The sequence below is a fragment of the Aestuariivivens insulae genome (assembly GCF_022662195.1).
Taxonomy (GTDB): Bacteria; Bacteroidota; Bacteroidia; order Flavobacteriales; family Flavobacteriaceae; genus Aestuariivivens; species Aestuariivivens insulae.
This window is the reverse complement of sequence record NZ_JAKMCS010000004.1, coordinates 43,797-60,630: the sequence shown is the minus strand read 5'-3', so window position 1 is coordinate 60,630 and position 16,834 is coordinate 43,797. Positions and strand designations below refer to the sequence as shown.

At 32.5% G+C, this 16,834-nt stretch carries 17 protein-coding genes; 11 read left to right on the top strand and 6 right to left on the bottom strand.

Annotation, left to right across the window (positions count from 1 at the left end; genetic code table 11):
* The first annotated feature begins 27 nt into the window (after positions 1-27).
* On the top strand, positions 28-465 hold the full coding sequence (locus tag MR062_RS06245; protein ID WP_242203234.1) for a JAB domain-containing protein: 438 nt from the start codon (positions 28-30) through the stop codon (positions 463-465).
* Between the two features lie 170 nt (positions 466-635).
* Here the strand turns inward: MR062_RS06245 and MR062_RS06240 are convergent, their stop codons facing one another.
* A complete protein-coding gene (locus MR062_RS06240; protein WP_242203233.1) occupies positions 636-1,112 on the bottom strand; it encodes a hypothetical protein in 477 nt (158 codons plus the stop codon).
* 231 nt (positions 1,113-1,343) lie between these two features.
* On the opposite strand from MR062_RS06240, the gene MR062_RS06235 reads away from it, so the two are divergent.
* Genes MR062_RS06235 through MR062_RS06225 form a run of 3 tightly spaced genes read left to right on the top strand, consistent with a single transcriptional unit; the run spans position 1,344 to position 3,253 of the window.
* A complete protein-coding gene (locus tag MR062_RS06235) occupies positions 1,344-2,111 on the top strand; it encodes a TIGR04255 family protein (protein ID WP_242203232.1) in 768 nt (255 codons plus the stop codon).
* The gene (locus MR062_RS06230; protein ID WP_242203231.1) at positions 2,104-2,730 is read left to right on the top strand and encodes a hypothetical protein; all 627 of its coding nucleotides are present in this window, start codon (positions 2,104-2,106) and stop codon (positions 2,728-2,730) included. The genes MR062_RS06235 and MR062_RS06230 overlap by 8 nt, the downstream gene beginning before the upstream one ends.
* Positions 2,687-3,253, top strand: coding sequence for a hypothetical protein (locus tag MR062_RS06225; RefSeq protein ID WP_242203230.1), 567 nt, complete (start codon positions 2,687-2,689; stop codon positions 3,251-3,253). The genes MR062_RS06230 and MR062_RS06225 overlap by 44 nt, the downstream gene beginning before the upstream one ends.
* 66 nt (positions 3,254-3,319) lie before the next feature.
* Here MR062_RS06225 and MR062_RS06220 read toward each other — a convergent pair whose 3' ends face one another.
* Both MR062_RS06220 and MR062_RS06215 read right to left on the bottom strand, forming a co-directional pair.
* A complete protein-coding gene (locus tag MR062_RS06220) occupies positions 3,320-5,077 on the bottom strand; it encodes a trypsin-like peptidase domain-containing protein (RefSeq protein ID WP_242203229.1) in 1,758 nt (585 codons plus the stop codon).
* 810 nt (positions 5,078-5,887) lie between these two features.
* Positions 5,888-6,700, bottom strand: coding sequence for a hypothetical protein (locus tag MR062_RS06215; RefSeq protein WP_242203228.1), 813 nt, complete (start codon positions 6,698-6,700; stop codon positions 5,888-5,890).
* A 232-nt stretch (positions 6,701-6,932) separates the two neighbouring features.
* Between MR062_RS06215 and MR062_RS06210 the strand changes: the two genes are divergently transcribed.
* Positions 6,933-9,491: a DUF7619 domain-containing protein gene (locus tag MR062_RS06210; protein ID WP_242203227.1), complete on the top strand. Its 2,559-nt coding sequence runs from the start codon at positions 6,933-6,935 to the stop codon at positions 9,489-9,491.
* Between the two features lie 797 nt (positions 9,492-10,288).
* Here the strand turns inward: MR062_RS06210 and MR062_RS06205 are convergent.
* From MR062_RS06205 to MR062_RS06195, 3 genes are all read right to left on the bottom strand, one after another.
* Complete coding sequence (locus tag MR062_RS06205) at positions 10,289-10,618, bottom strand: PD-(D/E)XK nuclease domain-containing protein (RefSeq protein ID WP_242203226.1); 330 nt, start codon at positions 10,616-10,618, stop codon at positions 10,289-10,291.
* Between the two features lie 202 nt (positions 10,619-10,820).
* Positions 10,821-10,964 (bottom strand): hypothetical protein, encoded by a 144-nt coding sequence (locus tag MR062_RS06200; protein ID WP_242203225.1) that lies wholly within the window; start codon positions 10,962-10,964, stop codon positions 10,821-10,823.
* Between the two features lie 76 nt (positions 10,965-11,040).
* Positions 11,041-11,634, bottom strand: coding sequence for a riboflavin synthase (locus MR062_RS06195; protein ID WP_242203224.1), 594 nt, complete (start codon positions 11,632-11,634; stop codon positions 11,041-11,043).
* Positions 11,635-11,816: 182 nt separating this feature from the next.
* Here MR062_RS06195 and pdxA point away from each other — a divergent pair, with 182 nt between their 5' ends.
* The 6 genes from pdxA to accC all read left to right on the top strand — a co-directional run bounded on the left by pdxA (position 11,817) and on the right by accC (position 16,828).
* A complete protein-coding gene (gene pdxA, locus MR062_RS06190) occupies positions 11,817-12,863 on the top strand; it encodes a 4-hydroxythreonine-4-phosphate dehydrogenase PdxA (protein WP_242203223.1) in 1,047 nt (348 codons plus the stop codon).
* A 73-nt stretch (positions 12,864-12,936) separates the two neighbouring features.
* Positions 12,937-13,476, top strand: coding sequence for a YceD family protein (locus MR062_RS06185; RefSeq protein WP_242203222.1), 540 nt, complete (start codon positions 12,937-12,939; stop codon positions 13,474-13,476).
* 8 nt (positions 13,477-13,484) lie between these two features.
* Positions 13,485-13,688 carry a 50S ribosomal protein L32 gene (gene rpmF / locus MR062_RS06180; RefSeq protein ID WP_103050696.1) on the top strand — a complete coding sequence of 68 codons (204 nt, stop codon included), beginning with the start codon at positions 13,485-13,487 and terminating at the stop codon, positions 13,686-13,688.
* A gap of 181 nt (positions 13,689-13,869) precedes the next feature.
* Positions 13,870-14,862, top strand: coding sequence for a beta-ketoacyl-ACP synthase III (locus MR062_RS06175; protein ID WP_242203221.1), 993 nt, complete (start codon positions 13,870-13,872; stop codon positions 14,860-14,862).
* A gap of 30 nt (positions 14,863-14,892) precedes the next feature.
* Entirely contained in the window at positions 14,893-15,384 is a 492-nt protein-coding gene (accB, locus tag MR062_RS06170; RefSeq protein ID WP_242203220.1) for an acetyl-CoA carboxylase biotin carboxyl carrier protein, read from the top strand.
* 91 nt (positions 15,385-15,475) lie between these two features.
* A complete protein-coding gene (gene accC, locus MR062_RS06165; RefSeq protein WP_242203219.1) occupies positions 15,476-16,828 on the top strand; it encodes an acetyl-CoA carboxylase biotin carboxylase subunit in 1,353 nt (450 codons plus the stop codon).
* Positions 16,829-16,834 lie beyond the last annotated feature (6 nt).

Sequence of the window (16,834 nt, the reverse complement as noted above, 5' to 3'; positions counted from 1 at the left end):
AGCTGCCCTTTTTTTATGCATTAAATTATGAAAAATCAAATAGCAGAGATACAACTAAGGTATAGACCTAGGAAGATGAAGGGCACTAAGATAACATCCAGTAAAACGGCATTTAAAGTATTTCTAGAACACTGGAACATGGATTCCATTGAACTTTACGAGGAGTTCAAAATAATGCTTCTAAATAGAAATAATGAGGTTTTGGGTATGCATACTTTATCCAAGGGAGGCATGACTGGAACATTGGTAGATTTAAAGCTTTTGTTTGTAGTAGCAATAAAATCGGCAGCCTGTGGGATTATTTTAGCCCATAATCACCCTAGCGGCAATTTAAGACCTAGCGAAGCAGATAAAAACCTTTATAAGAAGATTAAAAAGGCATCTGAATACCTAGATATTAATGTGCTGGATAACCTCATTATTTCTAGACGTGCATACTACAGTTTTGCAGATGAAGGTGTCTAAAAAGGTGCCTGTTTATTATGGGGTAGTGTAACCTATTGGTTTTTCAGGTGATTGCAAGTTTAGGTTCGTCCCCAGTAGAGGGGAATATCCTTTTCTAGTCTGAAGCAATATGAGTTTTAACTTTGGAGAATTAGACTAGTGCTTTTCATAAGACACGTAATTGTAGCATGTTATTTATATTCATATTTACTTCGCCAGTATTCTTCTCCTTCTAAGAAGTCAAGCAATATTTCAGTCATTTGTTTGACAGTTTTTATTGGCTTTACCATTAAAATATGGTCGTCATCAGTGACAAATCCAGATGCCAATCCATCTTCTACTAAACTTCCACTAACATGTAAACCTTTAAACCCATTATCACTTTCATCTTCTAATTGCACCATGTGAAATTCATTCCAGTTAATTGAATCCATTGTGCTTTTTATTATTTCAGGTGTTGCTTTTTCCGTTATTGTTTCCAGGTTTTGTCCAAAATCGTAAGCAACCACCAATGTTAAAGTCCGAATTGTTTCTTGTTTCTCCGTTATTAGATTTTCTATCTGATTTCTAACAATTTTGTTAGTTTTTAAATTCCGTTTTGAATTCCAACTACTAAACGCAACTATTCCGATTAATGCTAAAATTCCAAAGATTATATAGATGTTCATTCTTTTCATTTGAGTTAGGTCCTAATGTGCTACAACAGTTTTGTATAAGATTAGTTGCGTGGTTTAAACACCTAATTTAGCAAATAAATCACAGATAGAAAATTCCGAGGAAGTTTCGTAAGTAGGCAGTGAACAAGCAATTAATAGGACATGGTGTTAGGTGTAGTTTTATTAGTTAGTATCTTAATTTTTTAGTAATTTCGCCGAATAATGTTTTAATCATTTTACAGAGTGTTTGGATTTCAAAAATCAGAATATAAAATCTTTAAAAGAAATTTTTTAAGAAAAGTAATCTTTAAAATTGATTTTAAAAAGAATACAGAAGTATTAAAAGATGAAGATTTTGTTAAATCTGTTTTTTCAGATTTTTTCCCAAGATTTATAAAAGCTCAAGGTAATGGTGTTCAAATAACATTAGGTAATCAAAATCCCAGATTTGAACAATTAAAAGGTCAAGAAAGCTTTGTCTTAAAATCAAGTGATGGTCTTACTACTTTAGATATTAATGATTCTTTTTTACAATTGTCATTTGATAATACGGCGTACAAGTCATCTGACGATATTAGGAATTTATTTGAGTTATTTAACAAGTTTTTCAAAGATAAATTAGATACTTTAGGTAGAATTAGTTTAAAAAAAATCAATATTATTGAGTTTGATAACAATAATAATCCAAATGGGATTTTATATTTTTTATTAAATAACAGTGTTATAGGTAATATTGATTCATTTCCTAACACTGAATTGATTAATCATAATTTACAGTCAGTTAATTATAGGAATGACGACTATTATCTTAACATTAAATATGGTATGAATATACCGCCTATTAAGAACATGAAAATTGGGCAAGTAATTATTGATATTGAATTAGTAAAGCATTCAATTAGTCAATTAACAGATATTGGTTCAATTTTTGATGAAATTAATGAAGAAACCTACAATGTTTTTTGTACATTGATAAACGATAATGCTAAAAATCTATTAAATAATGGATAATAAAGGATATAACATAATAGAGACTGAAACTGATTTAGATATCTTAATTCAAGATTATAATGATGCAACAACTCCCTTTTTTAAAAATTTAAAAATAGGTGTTTTAGGTACAGCATTATTATGTTCGTCTCCTGGTATTTATGCTAAAGAATCTGTTTATACTATAAACAAAGAGGTACAAGAAACCTCAATTGATGAAGTTTATAATTGTGGTTTGCAGATAGACAATCTTATAGAGACAGCAAACAAATTAAAAACAGTTAGATTCACAAAAAAAGAAGTAATCCAAAATATTCTTTCTTTCAAATCTTTAATTAATAATTGGGATGGTTATGAAGCATTACCTCTAGAAGTTGAAAGTGCTGGCAATACTATTTATTTATTAAATTTACTTGAGGATGATTTAATTGGAAGAATAGACGATTTTTATCCTAATCCTCACGGAACTATTTCTTTTGAATGGATGAATAACCTAAATGAAAAAGTTTATTTAGAGGTAGGAAATAAGTCATTTTCATATTTTGCAAAATTTAATTCTTCTGAACCTTTATTTTTTGATAATTTAGAAATTTCAGATGAGAATATTGAAGTGCTTGTGCAACATATTAGGGCTGTCTAATAAATTAGATCCAAATAATATTAGCGATTTACAGAGTGAAGTCAATTTAGATATTTCAAATGATTTTGATGATTCAGAGAAAATCACAAGGACTATTTTCTCTCCAATGAATATAAAGAATGATGATTCTTTGCGAAACAATTCTTTTACTACTCCAGCAAAAAAAGATGAAGTTTCAGTTAATAGGCTTGATTATACAACACCTAATTTTATAAAAAAGATAAGTAAATTTATTTCAAATCCAGATAAGGGAAGAGGTTATTATGGATTAGGCGTGATAGATGTAAAAGAAATTTATGAATCAGATTCGGATATTGTTTATTCTCCAAACGAAGTTACTGTAGAAGAAGTTACAATAGAAAATAAATTCCATTCTGATATTAAAATAGGTTTCGTTAAAGAAGTCGGAAAACCACTTCCAATGAAATATGCTTATAAAGTTGAACAAATGGTTCAAAAAGTAAGGTTTTATAAAGACAATAATCCAAATTCTGAAACTTGGGATAGCGGTGATTTAGCCTAAAATTACACCTAAATTTTCGTATAAGAATAGTGCTTTTCAAAAGGAGCAGTTGTTACTAGTAGTTTTTTAGAATTGTCTTTTTAACCATTTTTTTGAAACATATCCTGAATAACCATCCACAATTACTTTATAAAAAGTATCATCATATTTTTCAACGACTTTTACTTGTGTATTCTTTGGACACTTATATCGAATAGTAGAATTTACATTAGGTTCCTCATATAACGACAATTCAAAAGGTGGATTGTCAAAAGTAGTTGTATACAAATATTTCACGTTATTTGTAGTTGTATTTACTCTTGATGAATTATTAGAAGTAGTTACAGGTTGATTGAGTGTTTTATTTTCAATTCCATAAACTTCAATTATTTTGTCATTTTGTCCAAATACAAATCTAACAGTACTATTAACTGTTTTCCACTCTTCTTTTCTTTTGTGATAAAATTTAAAATCAAGGTTTACATCATAAATTCGTTCCGATTCTTTATTTATTGATATTACTTTGTTCGTTGAATTACTCGTAGCTTTCCAAGATTTGTAATAGGCATTACTTAGATCGTCATATGATGGGTTTGAATTGTCCCAATATCTTTTGATGTTATTTAAATCATAATAGTTAGCAACAGTATTAAAATCTCGTTCGTCTTCTGCTTTTAGAAGTTCTTTAATTTGATTTTCGTAATAGCTGTCGGATTTAGCTGTGATTATTTTTTTTTCTAGTTCTCTTTCTTTTTCCTTGACATTATTTACTTCATTAGTTTGGTTAACATAAGTGTTTCTAATAGGATTATTGTTGTATAAAGAAGTAAGCTGGATAGAAGGAACTCCAAAACTGAAACCTTGATAATCAATAGTTTTTGCAAAGTTAATCGCTACAAGATTTCCCCATTTATCTATAATTGGACTTCCACTTGAACCAGGCAAAGTAGGAATGGAATATAATATTCTATTCATATCTGGGTCTTGAGTAATTGTACCTTGAGTGAATTGAGATTTAATCCCATTATCAGTTTTGGCAAGATAAATCCCTTGATTGAAGCCAATCATATAAACATTATCATTAAGTTTAAGCTTTTCAGTGTCTTTTTGGTTGTTTAAAGAGAATACGTTTGTAATTCGCTGTGGTGTGGTTTTATCTTTTAGTTGAATTATTGCTAAATCAACCTTTTCATCATCAGCTTTTTTAATTGCGACACATTCTTTAAAATCATTAAGAGAAGTAACATGTGTGTTATCATATGCGATACCAAGAAAAACTCTTTTCAATTCTGTTATAGTATTACTTGGATTAAAATCAAGTTTTTCTAATAATTCCTCTAGTTCTAAAACATCATTCTTTTTATTGGAATACTCATCTTTAATTTGTGTTTTCTTGTCATAGTCAAGATATTCATAATACTCATTCCAAAGGTCAACTAACTTGCTTTGTTCAGTTTGTTTTTCATTAATTGCTTTTTTGATTTTGTATTTTAAATCATTTAGGTACTCATTTATTTGTTCTCCGACTAATATGTCTTCGTTACTAGGATAAACTACGTGTCTGTTAGTTGCTAATTCTCCATTTTCTGAAATAAAAAAACCAGTTCCAAAACTTATTCCAGCATTTTCAATTGCTTCTTCTTCTGTTTCATAAAAAACAGGCTCATTGTCCTCAATTGTATAGAAGAATTCAAAATCGTTATCTAATGAGGTTTTGAAATAATATGAATTTTGAATTAACGCAACACTATTTCTGTACTTATTGTATAATTCAGTTGGTTCAGGAGGATTTTTTTTGCAACCAATTGTTATAATTGTTAAAAGTAGTATTACAACCTTTTTCATATTTTTAATTTTTAGCAAATTGAACCATAATTATTCAGTATCCTTAATTATATATGAATTTAATGGGGTGTTTATCAGTTAGAGTTTAAAGATAACTCCTACAAGTTAATTATCATAGGATTTTTAAAACAAATTTAACTTCATTTACGAGGTTAACTTGATTTTTAGGTAGGATGATTTGTAGAATTACCACTAACAATTAAGGTGAAAACCAAAAGGAGTAGTTGTTATTAGATTGATAGTTAACTATATATAAGCCCTGGTTCGAGCCCAGGTGGGACCACAAAATGGAAAAGCCGTTTCAGTAATGAAGCGGCTTTTTTGTTTGTGTAAGGATACGCGCGATCCAACTAAACGAACATTTTTTTATAATTTGGCTTCTAATAGAACTATTAAATTAAATGGTTTCACTCATTATATCTTTTCAAGCAGTAATAATGATAATCTGCAGTATTCTGAAGTTTTAATGACACGTTATTAAAAAATTAGTTAGGCGATATAGGAGGTTTTAAACTTTTAATTATTATTAAATTTAACTATCGATTGAGTATTTTTGGGTGCATAACTCTATTGTCTCACTTTTTTTTGGCTATCATTGATTTATAATATCTACATAAAAAATCGTAACATACTGTAGCCTTCCCTAAAAATCAGCTATGTAATTTGTAGTTCCTATCTTGACTCCAAACTTTGTATCTTGAGCCAATAAAGAAACTGATAATAAAATAAAAAACATTGTTAGACTCTTTTTCATTGGCTTTTTAATGTATGATTATTAGTAGGGGTAATATTTGTTAAAAAAATCTAATATTAGAATGTAGTGGTTAAATTTCCATTCGAGCCATTAAAAGTAAATGAAATTGAACCTGAAGAAAAATTCAAATCGCAAAAAGTCATTGAATATTGACTCTCCCCAATTTTTTCAACATAGACCACCGCATTAGCCCCAGACTTGGCTGTATATCGATGACTTGAAAAATCACCAAAAATTTTAAATACTCCAGTCACAGCACATTCTGAAGAAGTCATGTGAAAAGGATCCGATGAAATATCATAAACACCATTTTCTGGCGGTGATGAGAATTCAATACTAAGATCACCTTGTAGACTATTGGATTTTACGCCATAGTCACCATAAAATAATCCAATGGTGCTATAGGTGGATCCACCTAGAGCTTTCAATGAAGAATCAAAAATTATACTATTATCTGGAGGAGAACAAGGTGTATTAATATAGGTTGTAAACATAAGTTCATTACCGTAACCTGTTCCAGCATCATTGGTAGCATATGCTCTAATATAATAATCAGTATTTTCATCAAGGTTGGTTATTTCTAAGTTAAAATCTACAATACCATTACCACTGCTTAGCTTGAAATCATCTATTGTTGGGTTAGGATTTAAACTCCAACATAAGCCCTTATCTATAATGTCGCTACCTTTATTATTTATATTTATTCCTCCGCTTTTGACTGAATTTGATGTGATGTTTGTGACATCAATAGTGTTTAAGGTTGGTAATTCAAACTCATGTTTTAAATTTTCATCTCCTTTAGTGCAAGTAAAAAATGTTAAAATTGAAATACAAACAATCAAAAGATTGTAGTTGTTTAGTTTGTTCATTAAGTTGATTTTAGGTTTCTATTTAAAAAACTAGAGTATTAACAGGTATAAAAATGGTAATAAAATGATTACAAATTTAAGGTTTTAAAAATCATGGTTTGATAATATTTGTCAAAGAGCATATATTTTAGTTGTAAGGTAAAAGCCTCATCTAAATTATACGATTCTTTTTCCTACATTTGGTTTAACAATAAATTCTGGAAACTTATACAAGCTGTTAACTTTAAAAATTATGAGAATAACAACAAGAATTTTATTAGTAATTTTTCTTATATATAGCTTTGGTATAAATTCCCAAGTCCAAATAGGAGATGCTATTAATGGAGAAGCATCATTGGAGTTATTAGGAAGTGCTACAGCAATTTCAGACGATGGTTCTATTATTGCTGTAGGGGTAGAAAGAAATGATAGTAATGGTACAGACTCTGGTAAGGTAAGAGTATTCAATAAGATTGATGGAAACTGGATCCAATTGGGGAACGATATTTATGGAAGTACCCAAGGTGGTTATTTTGGAAATTGCGTATCACTATCTGCTGATGGAAAAATTTTGGCTGTAGGAGCGGCTCGTAGCACATCTCATGTTCAAGTTTTTGAGTACGATGGGTCTAATTGGGTGCAATTAGGGGAGGATTTTATAAGAAAACCCAATGATTATGGTCCAATAGCTGTATCATTGTCTAATAACGGAAAACGTATTGTTCTAGGTAAGCCATCTAACAGTGAAACTGGAAACGGTCAGGTCAGGGTTTATGAGTATGATGGTAGTGATTGGATACAATTAGGTCAAGATATAAATGGTGAACCAACGGGTTCAAACACAGTGGAATTTTTTGGTTATTCTGTTTCATTATCTGGTGATGGTAATCGTTTATTAGTTGGAGCCCCAGGCACTGGATTAGGAATTGGTAAGGCTAGAGCATTTCAATTTGTTGATATTAACTGGGTTCAAATGGGGAATGATATTCAATGGAACTCTCAAGGAGATAGAGTCGGGACATCTGTGAGTATGTCAGATAATGGAACCCGTATTGTCTATGGAGCACCACGTAATCTTGATTCAAATGCAGGGCATGTTAGGATACTTGATTTTATTGGAACAGAGTGGCAGACTAATAAAATATTTAGCTTAAATGTGAGCTCATATAATCACAAGTATGGTAATTCAGTCTCATTATCTGCTAATGGAACCCGTATTGCTATTGGGGATCCTTTGTATAGTGTGGGTCTTAATGATAAATATGGTTTGATTGAATTATATAACTATGATTCATTAAGTAAAAGTTGGGTACAATTAGGTTCTAATATCTTGGGAGAAAATGCTTGGGAAGAATTTGGGTTTTCTGCCGTTTTGTCTGCTGATGGCAATACACTTATAGGTGGAGCAATTAAAAATGATTCCAATGGTCTGGATGCTCAGGGTCAAGTCAGAATATTTGATATAAATTTTAATACTTTATTTAGCGTCATATCATTTGATGCCCAAGGGAATGGTTGTCAATCGTCTTCTGTTCTAGCTAATAGTATAAAAATAAAGATAACCAAAGGCGCAGGCGAAATTATATCATTTACTGGTGTCAGTGGACTTTCTAAAGCATTGGTTCAAGAAGGAACATTCTTTGTCAGCCCAATATTAAATGACCCACGTTTTATAGTTTCTCCAGTAAGTGAGGAAGTCATTTTTAATGGTCTTACAGAAACAAGAACTGTAAATTTTTGTGTTTCTAATAATGAAATCATAAATGATGTTTCTGTTGATTTAATTCCAGCTGAGCAAGCACGACCAGGTTTTGAATCTAAATATAGGATTTATTATCAAAATTTGGGAACAGAAATAGAGAATGGAAATCTTGTAGTCCAGTTTGATGATATCCAACAAGCATATGTAGAAGGGACACAGACTCCAGATTTAATGACATCAAGTAGTTTGACCTATAATTACAGTAAATTACAGCCTTTTGAGAGTAGATATATTGATGTAATATTAAAAACAAATGCTCCTCCTGTTGTAAATTCAGATGATATTTTACTTTTAAAGGCAACGATTAGTTTGACTGGTTTAGATTCAAATTTAAACAATAATGAATTTGAACTTAATCAATTAGTAGTAAATTCATTTGATCCAAATGATAAACAAGTTGTTCAAGGCAATGAAATTACTATAGATGAAATTGGAGAATATCTTCATTATATAATACGGTTTCAAAATACTGGAACAGCAAGTGCCATTAATGTGAGAGTAAGAGATGTGTTAGAGGATAAATTGGATTGGGATACTTTTTTGCCAATTTCATCTAGTCATGATTATTATACAACCATCTCCAATGGTAATGTAGTGGATTTTAATTTTGATAATATTCAATTGCCAGCAGAGCAACATGATGAACCAAATTCACATGGTTTTGTTGCTTTCAAAATAAAGCCTCAAAATAATGTTGATGTTGGAGATATTATAACAGGAAAAGCAAATATTTATTTTGATTACAATGAACCAATTATTACAAATATAGTTAGTACTGAGATTGTAGATAATTCACTTGGAATAGGCGGTAAGGAATTAATAGATTCTTTTAGGATATATCCAAACCCAACAAATGATATAATCTACTTATCCTCCAAAAATGGAACAATTATTGAAAAAGTAGAGGTTTATTCAATTTCTGGAAAACTATTGTTTCAAAACAAAGAGATAACGAATAAGGTGGATTTAAAGTGTTTTCCAAAGGGCATGTATTTCTTAAATATAGTTTCTGATAAAGGTAGTGTTACTAAGAAGATTATAAAAAAATAACTTGACTAGTTATCAGATTTTAAGGATTGAAAGGGAAGTGGTTAGCTTCCCTAATAAGATAATTCTTAAATTTGTTCAAGAATATTGTAACTAGCATTAGGTACTCGCATGGTTAAAGTTTATAAGGTTAATCAATCTTCACGATGGAACTATTTCTATAAAATTTTATTACAAACTTTAAGTTTAACTATAGTTACTCTAATTGTATATAAATATTATAGAAAGATTAGTGAAATAGATTGGTACATTTATGTTTTAGGAGGTCTGGTACCATGGTTTCTTATTTTTGGACTTCCACTAGTTCTTCTTTATTTCAATCATAGGAAGCATTCTAAAAATGTGATCTTTGAAGAAAGTAAAGATTTTTTACATATGTCAATGATAATACCTCATTACAGTTTACTTTAAATGATGTAAAGGAAATAGAACTTTGGTTAACACCTCCAAGTTATGATAAAAGAATAGATTGGCAATATTTTGGAAAATATCATTTTACAAGAATATACACAAAGCAAGATCAAACAATTAATATTTCATGTCTTGTATTTGATAAGGTAGAAGAAGTTTTTCCTATTGAGTTAATTCAGCGTAAGAAAAAGTTTTTTCCTTTTATGAAAGATAATAAGTTATAAAGTAACTAATAGTTAGAGGGAGATAGCAATAAATACAACAAAAAATTTCTATTGTTGTAGTATAATAGGGAATTTGATTAGGAAATTAATAGGTTGAAGGGGAGTGATTAACTCGTTTTTAAAATTATGGATTTGTGCAACGGTTACCATTGTTCTACACCGTTTTTATAATGGTATTAAAGTCCAATTTTCAGGAAATTTCTTCTCTATTACAGCTTGTTTGAATCCTGCTGGATTTATTACTGACTTATCTTCAAAATATATCACTGCATAAAAGAACTTATATTCAGGGTCTCCTTCATAGTTGTCGGCATCAGTTTTAATTTGGTCAAGATAAGTTTCAATGCCAGCTCCTTTTCTTATATATTTATATTCAACAGCAGAGCTAATTTCAGGTACAAGTATATCAGGATGATAAGTAGTGAATTTTTTAACAAAACGTGCTTTTCCTAAATTTCTGGTAGTACTTTTGTTTAGGTCAAATTTAATGGGCAAAGTAAAACATGTTTAATCCCTACATGGTACTTAATTTCATAGATTTAGCATTTAATTACATATCTTTGTTGGGCTTACTTTAAAAAACGAGGGATTATTTTTTACTGGTTTGTAGTTATAAATTTGTGTAGTTTATCGATAAAATTTGTTTTTCACCGATGTTTTTTATTGTTTAGCCATAATGTTTTACTAAATGCGATTTTTATACCTTAGGGTCCCCCATGATACTAAACAATAAAATACTAACCTTAATCTTATTTTTGTCAATAGGAATGGTATGTATGGCGCAAAAGGATGTTCCGCCTCCGCCTCCGCCTACAAACCAACCAGGGTTTCCAGTTGGCATTAATGCTTTGGTGGTTTTGGCTTGTGGCCTTTTTTACGGTATAAGGATTTTATTGTCTAAAAAAAAGTAAAGTTTTTTAGTTTTTATTCAAAGACACAAGCTTCGATACATATTTTCCTAAAACATCAAATTCTAAATTAACTACAGCATCCACTTTAAAGGAGTTAAAATTGGTATGCTCAAAAGTGTAGGGTATAATGGCTACACTAAAAGTGTCGGCTTTGGAATTTACAACGGTTAAACTTACACCGTTTATTGTTATGGAGCCTTTTTCAATGGTAATGTTATTAAGTTTGGCATCGTAGTTAAAGGTAAATATCCAGCTGCCATTGGCCGATGCAATATTAGTGCATTTAGCCGTTTGGTCCACATGGCCCTGCACAATATGGCCATCGAGGCGATCCCCTAGTTTCATGGCGCGTTCCAAATTAACCTTATCGCCTATTTTTAAATGTTTTAGGTTTGTCTTTTCAAGGGTTTCATTAATGGCGGTAACCGTATAAGTGTTATCGTTAATAGCCACAACGGTTAAACATACCCCGTTATGTGAAACACTTTGATCTATCTTTAGCTCAGGTGTTATGCTGCTTTCAATCGAAATATGAAGGTTCCCTTTTTCATTATCCAATGCTGTAACCGTTCCAATAGCTTCAATAATTCCGGTAAACATAATATTATCTGTTTATTTGGTTAAATTTGCTTCATCAAAAGTACATGAATTTTTTCTATTGAAAGCCATAAAGGGCATTTGTACGCAACGGTTAATACCAATATAGAAACAAATTAGTGATCTAAAGGGCGTTGTAATAGTTCAATGGACAAAAATCAAAAAACTAAAACGCAATCATTTTAATGGAGAACGAAGAAAACATTATAGTAGGAATATCTATTGGCGATTTAAATGGTATAGGAGGCGAAATTGTCTTAAAAGCTTTTGAAGACGAGAGAACCTTAGAATTTTGCACGCCAGTCATTTTTGCCTCAGCTAAAGTGATGGGATTTTTAAAGACACATTTCGATTCGGAAATACATTTTAATAACATTAATAGTTTTGATCAAATAAAGCACGGAAAGGTTAATGTGTTCAATTGTTGGAAAGAACCCGTAAACATTAATTTTGGTCAAGAGGATGTTAAAATTGGGAGTTATGCCGTAAAGTCGCTTGCTGTAGCCACAAAAGCACTTAAGGACGAAAACATCGATGTTTTAGTTACCGCGCCTATAAACAAACATAACATCCAATCTGAAACCTTTAATTTTCCAGGTCACACCGATTATTTGGCACAACAATTAAAAGGGGAAAGCCTAATGTTTATGGTTTCTAATGGCTTAAGGATTGGCTTGTTAACCGATCATGTGCCGGTTAAAGATGTGGCCCACCATATTACTCCAGAGCTCATTGAAAAAAAGATAGATATTATTTACGATTCACTAAAAAAAGACTTTAGGATTAATATGCCCAAAGTTGCTGTTCTAGGCATTAACCCGCATACAGGAGATAATGGTGTTATCGGCAATGAAGACGATGCGATAATGCGACCTACGCTTACAAAGATTAAAGAATCGGGTAAGTTAGTCTTTGGGCCTTATGCGGCCGATAGCTTTTTTGGGTCGGATAATTACAAAAATTTCGATGCTATTATTGCTGCCTACCACGATCAAGGCCTAATACCATTTAAAACCTTGTCCTTTGGCCAAGGGGTGAATTTTACGGGTGGGCTAAACCGAATTCGGACCTCACCAGATCATGGCACTGCTTATGAAATAGCAGGGAAAGGAGTTGCCGATGCTGGGTCTTTTAAAGAAGCAGTATTTACAGCAATTAAAATTTATAGAAATAGACGTGACTATGAGGATCTTAACTCAAATCCGTTAAAAAAAGCGCCGAAAAAGATATAAACAAAAAAATGTTTATAAGTAAGGTGGCATAAATAAAAATTTATATATTTGCAGGCTCAAAATAGATGTGATAATGAAGCCTTTGAAAGCGTATACAATACCATTTGTTGGGTTAAAAGTTGGAGCGCATCTTTTTGAGTATAAGATTGAGCAAGAGTTCTTTGAGTATTTTGAGTATGAAGACTTCAATGATGCTAATGTTCAGGTTAATGTTACCTTAAATAAGAAGACAACATTACTTGAATTACATTTCGAAGTTTCGGGTGAAGTTAATATTAATTGTGATCTCACTAATGAGCCTTATAACCAAACCATTAACAATGTGTTTGATTTAGTGGTTAAGTTTGGAGATGAATTTAATGATGAGTATATAGATATCCTTATCATACCCCATGGAGAACACGAAATTAATATTCAGCAATACATTTACGAACTAATTGTATTGGCAGTGCCTATTAAGAGGATACACCCTGGAGTAGAAGATGGCACTTTAAGTTCAGACATACTTAAAAAATTAGAGGAATTAAGCCCAAAGCTTAATAAAGAAAAGCAAACAGAAGAGGATATAGATCCTCGATGGAACACATTAAAGAAATTATTAACGGATAAATAAATCATAAAATGGCACATCCTAAAAGAAAAATCTCGAAAACAAGAAGAGATAAAAGAAGAACCCATTATAAGGCAACTGCGCCACAGATTGCTACATGTCCTACAACTGGTGAAGCGCACTTGTACCACAGAGCACATTGGCATGAAGGAAAATTATACTACAGAGGTCAAGTATTAATAGATAACTCTGAAGAAGTAGAGAATTTAGCATAAGTATTATGCGCACATATAATAAAACGCTCACCTGTTGAGCGTTTTTTTTATGAAGTGTATTCAACTACTAACAAAAACACTTAATTTTGTGTATTATTAAACCAAAATTTAGTAGTTTTCACAAATTTTAAATGTTTTTGTCCAATTTTTATAATTTTTTGGTCAAATTAACTCTAAAATTATGAGTAAAATCTCTGCGGCAATTACAGCTGTTGGTGCTTATGTGCCAGACTATGTATTAACCAATCAAATTCTTGAAACCATGGTTGATACTAATGACGAATGGATTACCACCCGTACTGGAATCAAAGAGCGTCGAATTTTAAAAGAAGAAGGCAAAGGAACATCTTACCTGGCTATAAAAGCAGCCCAAGACCTTATCGATAAAAAAGGAATAGATCCTAAAACCATAGAACTTGTTATTGTTGCTACTGCAACTCCAGATATGAAAGCAGCCTCAACAGCAGCTTATACAGCTTCTCAAATTGGTGCGACAAATGCTTTTACATTTGATATGGATGCAGCATGTTCTAGTTTTTTATATGGTATGTCTGTTGCGGCCAGCTATATAGAGTCGGGCAGGTACAAAAATGTGTTGTTAATAGGAGCCGATAAAATGTCTTCTATTATTAACTATAGAGACAGGGCTACCTGTATCATTTTTGGAGATGGTGCCGGAGCTGTTTTATTTGAGCCTAATGAAGAAAACTTAGGATTACAGGACGAATATTTAAGAAGTGACGGTACAGGACGCGAGTTTTTACAGGCAACCTATGGCGGTTCTGTACACCCTATAACGCATGAAGCTATAGATGAAGGCGGACAATATGCATTCCAAGAGGGAAGAACCGTTTTTAAAAATGCGGTTTTCAATATGGCCGATGCTACCGTAAAAGTTTTAGAGCGTAACAACCTTACTAAAGAAGATGTAGATTGGTTGGTACCCCACCAAGCCAACAAACGTATTATCGATGCTACTGCGCAACGTATAGATTTAGAAGAGGAAAAAGTAATGGTCAACATACATAAGTATGGCAATACTACATCGGCAACATTACCGTTATTATTAAACGATTATGAATCGCAACTTAAAAAAGGCGATAATTTAATTTTTGCTGCCTTTGGTGGCGGATTTAACTGGGGAGCCATTTATTTAAAATGGGCATATAATTAATTAACAGATAACCAATTACCAATTCATATTATGGATATTAAAGAGATTCAAAACTTAATTAAGTTCGTTGCAAAATCTGGAGCAAGTGAGGTTAAATTAGAAATGGATGATATTAAGATCACCATTAAAACAGGAGCCGAATCAGAAACTACTATAGTACACCAAATGCCAACGGCACCGGTTCAGCAAGTGCCACAAGTAGCCGTTCCTGCACAAGCACCAGCTGCAGCCGAACCAGCTGCACCTGCCGCAGCTCCTGCACCAGCATCAGACGACTCCAAATACATCACGATAAAATCACCTATCATAGGAACGTTCTACAGAAAACCTTCACCAGACAAGCCATTATTTGTTGAGGTAGGTCAAACTATCGCAGAGGGTGATGTACTATGTATTATTGAAGCTATGAAACTATTCAATGAAATAGAGTCTGAAGTTTCAGGAAAAGTAGTTAAGATATTGGTAGATGATGCGTCTCCTGTTGAGTTCGATCAACCATTATTTTTAGTAGATCCATCATAATTTTAAGTTTAGAAGTTTAAAGTTTAAAGTTTAAAGCTCCTATAGCTAAAATTTTAAACGACTAAACCAAAAGCTCTTAAACTCAAAAGATATGTTTAAAAAAATACTAATTGCCAATAGAGGTGAAATAGCATTGCGTGTTATTAGAACCTGTAAAGAAATGGGCATTAAAACCGTAGCGGTTTATTCTACTGCCGACGCAGAAAGTTTACACGTGAAATTCGCAGACGAAGCAGTTTGTGTAGGGCCTGCTCCAAGTAGTGAATCCTACTTAAAGATGTCCAATATCATTTCTGCTGCCGAAATTACCAATGCAGATGCCATTCACCCTGGTTACGGGTTTTTATCTGAAAATGCCAAATTTTCAAAAATCTGTGAAGATCACGGGATAAAATTCATTGGAGCTTCAGCCGAAATGATCGACCGTATGGGAGACAAAGCCAATGCAAAGGCTACTATGAAGGCTGCAGGCGTACCTTGTGTGCCTGGTAGTGATGGTGTGATTGAAGATTTTGAAACTTGTAAAAAAATAGCCAAGGAAACAGGATACCCCGTTATGTTAAAGGCCAGTGCCGGAGGTGGGGGAAAAGGTATGCGAGGTGTTTGGAAAGAAGAAGACCTTAAGGCTGCCTGGGATTCTGCGCGACAAGAAAGTAAAGCGGCGTTTGGCAACGACGACATGTATATGGAAAAGCTTATTGAAGAGCCACGCCATATAGAAATTCAAATTGTTGGAGATTCCCGAGGAAAAGCATGTCATCTATCTGAGCGGGATTGTTCCGTTCAACGTCGTCATCAGAAGTTAACCGAAGAGGTACCATCACCATTTATGACTTCCGCACTACGTAAAAAAATGGGAGAAGCAGCTGTAAGAGCGGCAGAGTACATTAAATATGAGGGTGCAGGAACAGTAGAGTTCTTAGTGGACAAGCACAGAAATTTCTACTTTATGGAAATGAACACCCGTATTCAAGTAGAGCATCCCATTACAGAACAAGTTATAGATTTCGATTTAATTCGAGAACAAATATTAGTAGCTGCTGGCGTGCCAATTTCTGGTAAAAACTATACGCCTAATTTGCATTCTATAGAATGTAGAATCAATGCCGAAGACCCATATAATGGGTTTAGGCCTTCGCCAGGTAAGATAACAACCTTGCATGCGCCAGGAGGACACGGTGTACGTTTGGATACCCATGTTTATGCAGGCTATACTATTCCGCCTAATTACGATTCCATGATAGCCAAGCTAATCACAACGGCCCAAACACGTGAAGAAGCCATAAGTAAGATGAAGAGAGCTTTAGATGAGTTTGTTATAGAAGGAATAAAAACGACCATACCTTTCCATAGGCAGTTAATGGAACATCCAGATTATTTGGCGGGAAATTATACCACCAAGTTTATGGAAGACTTCGTTATGCAAAAAGAAGAGGAAGACTAAGAATAC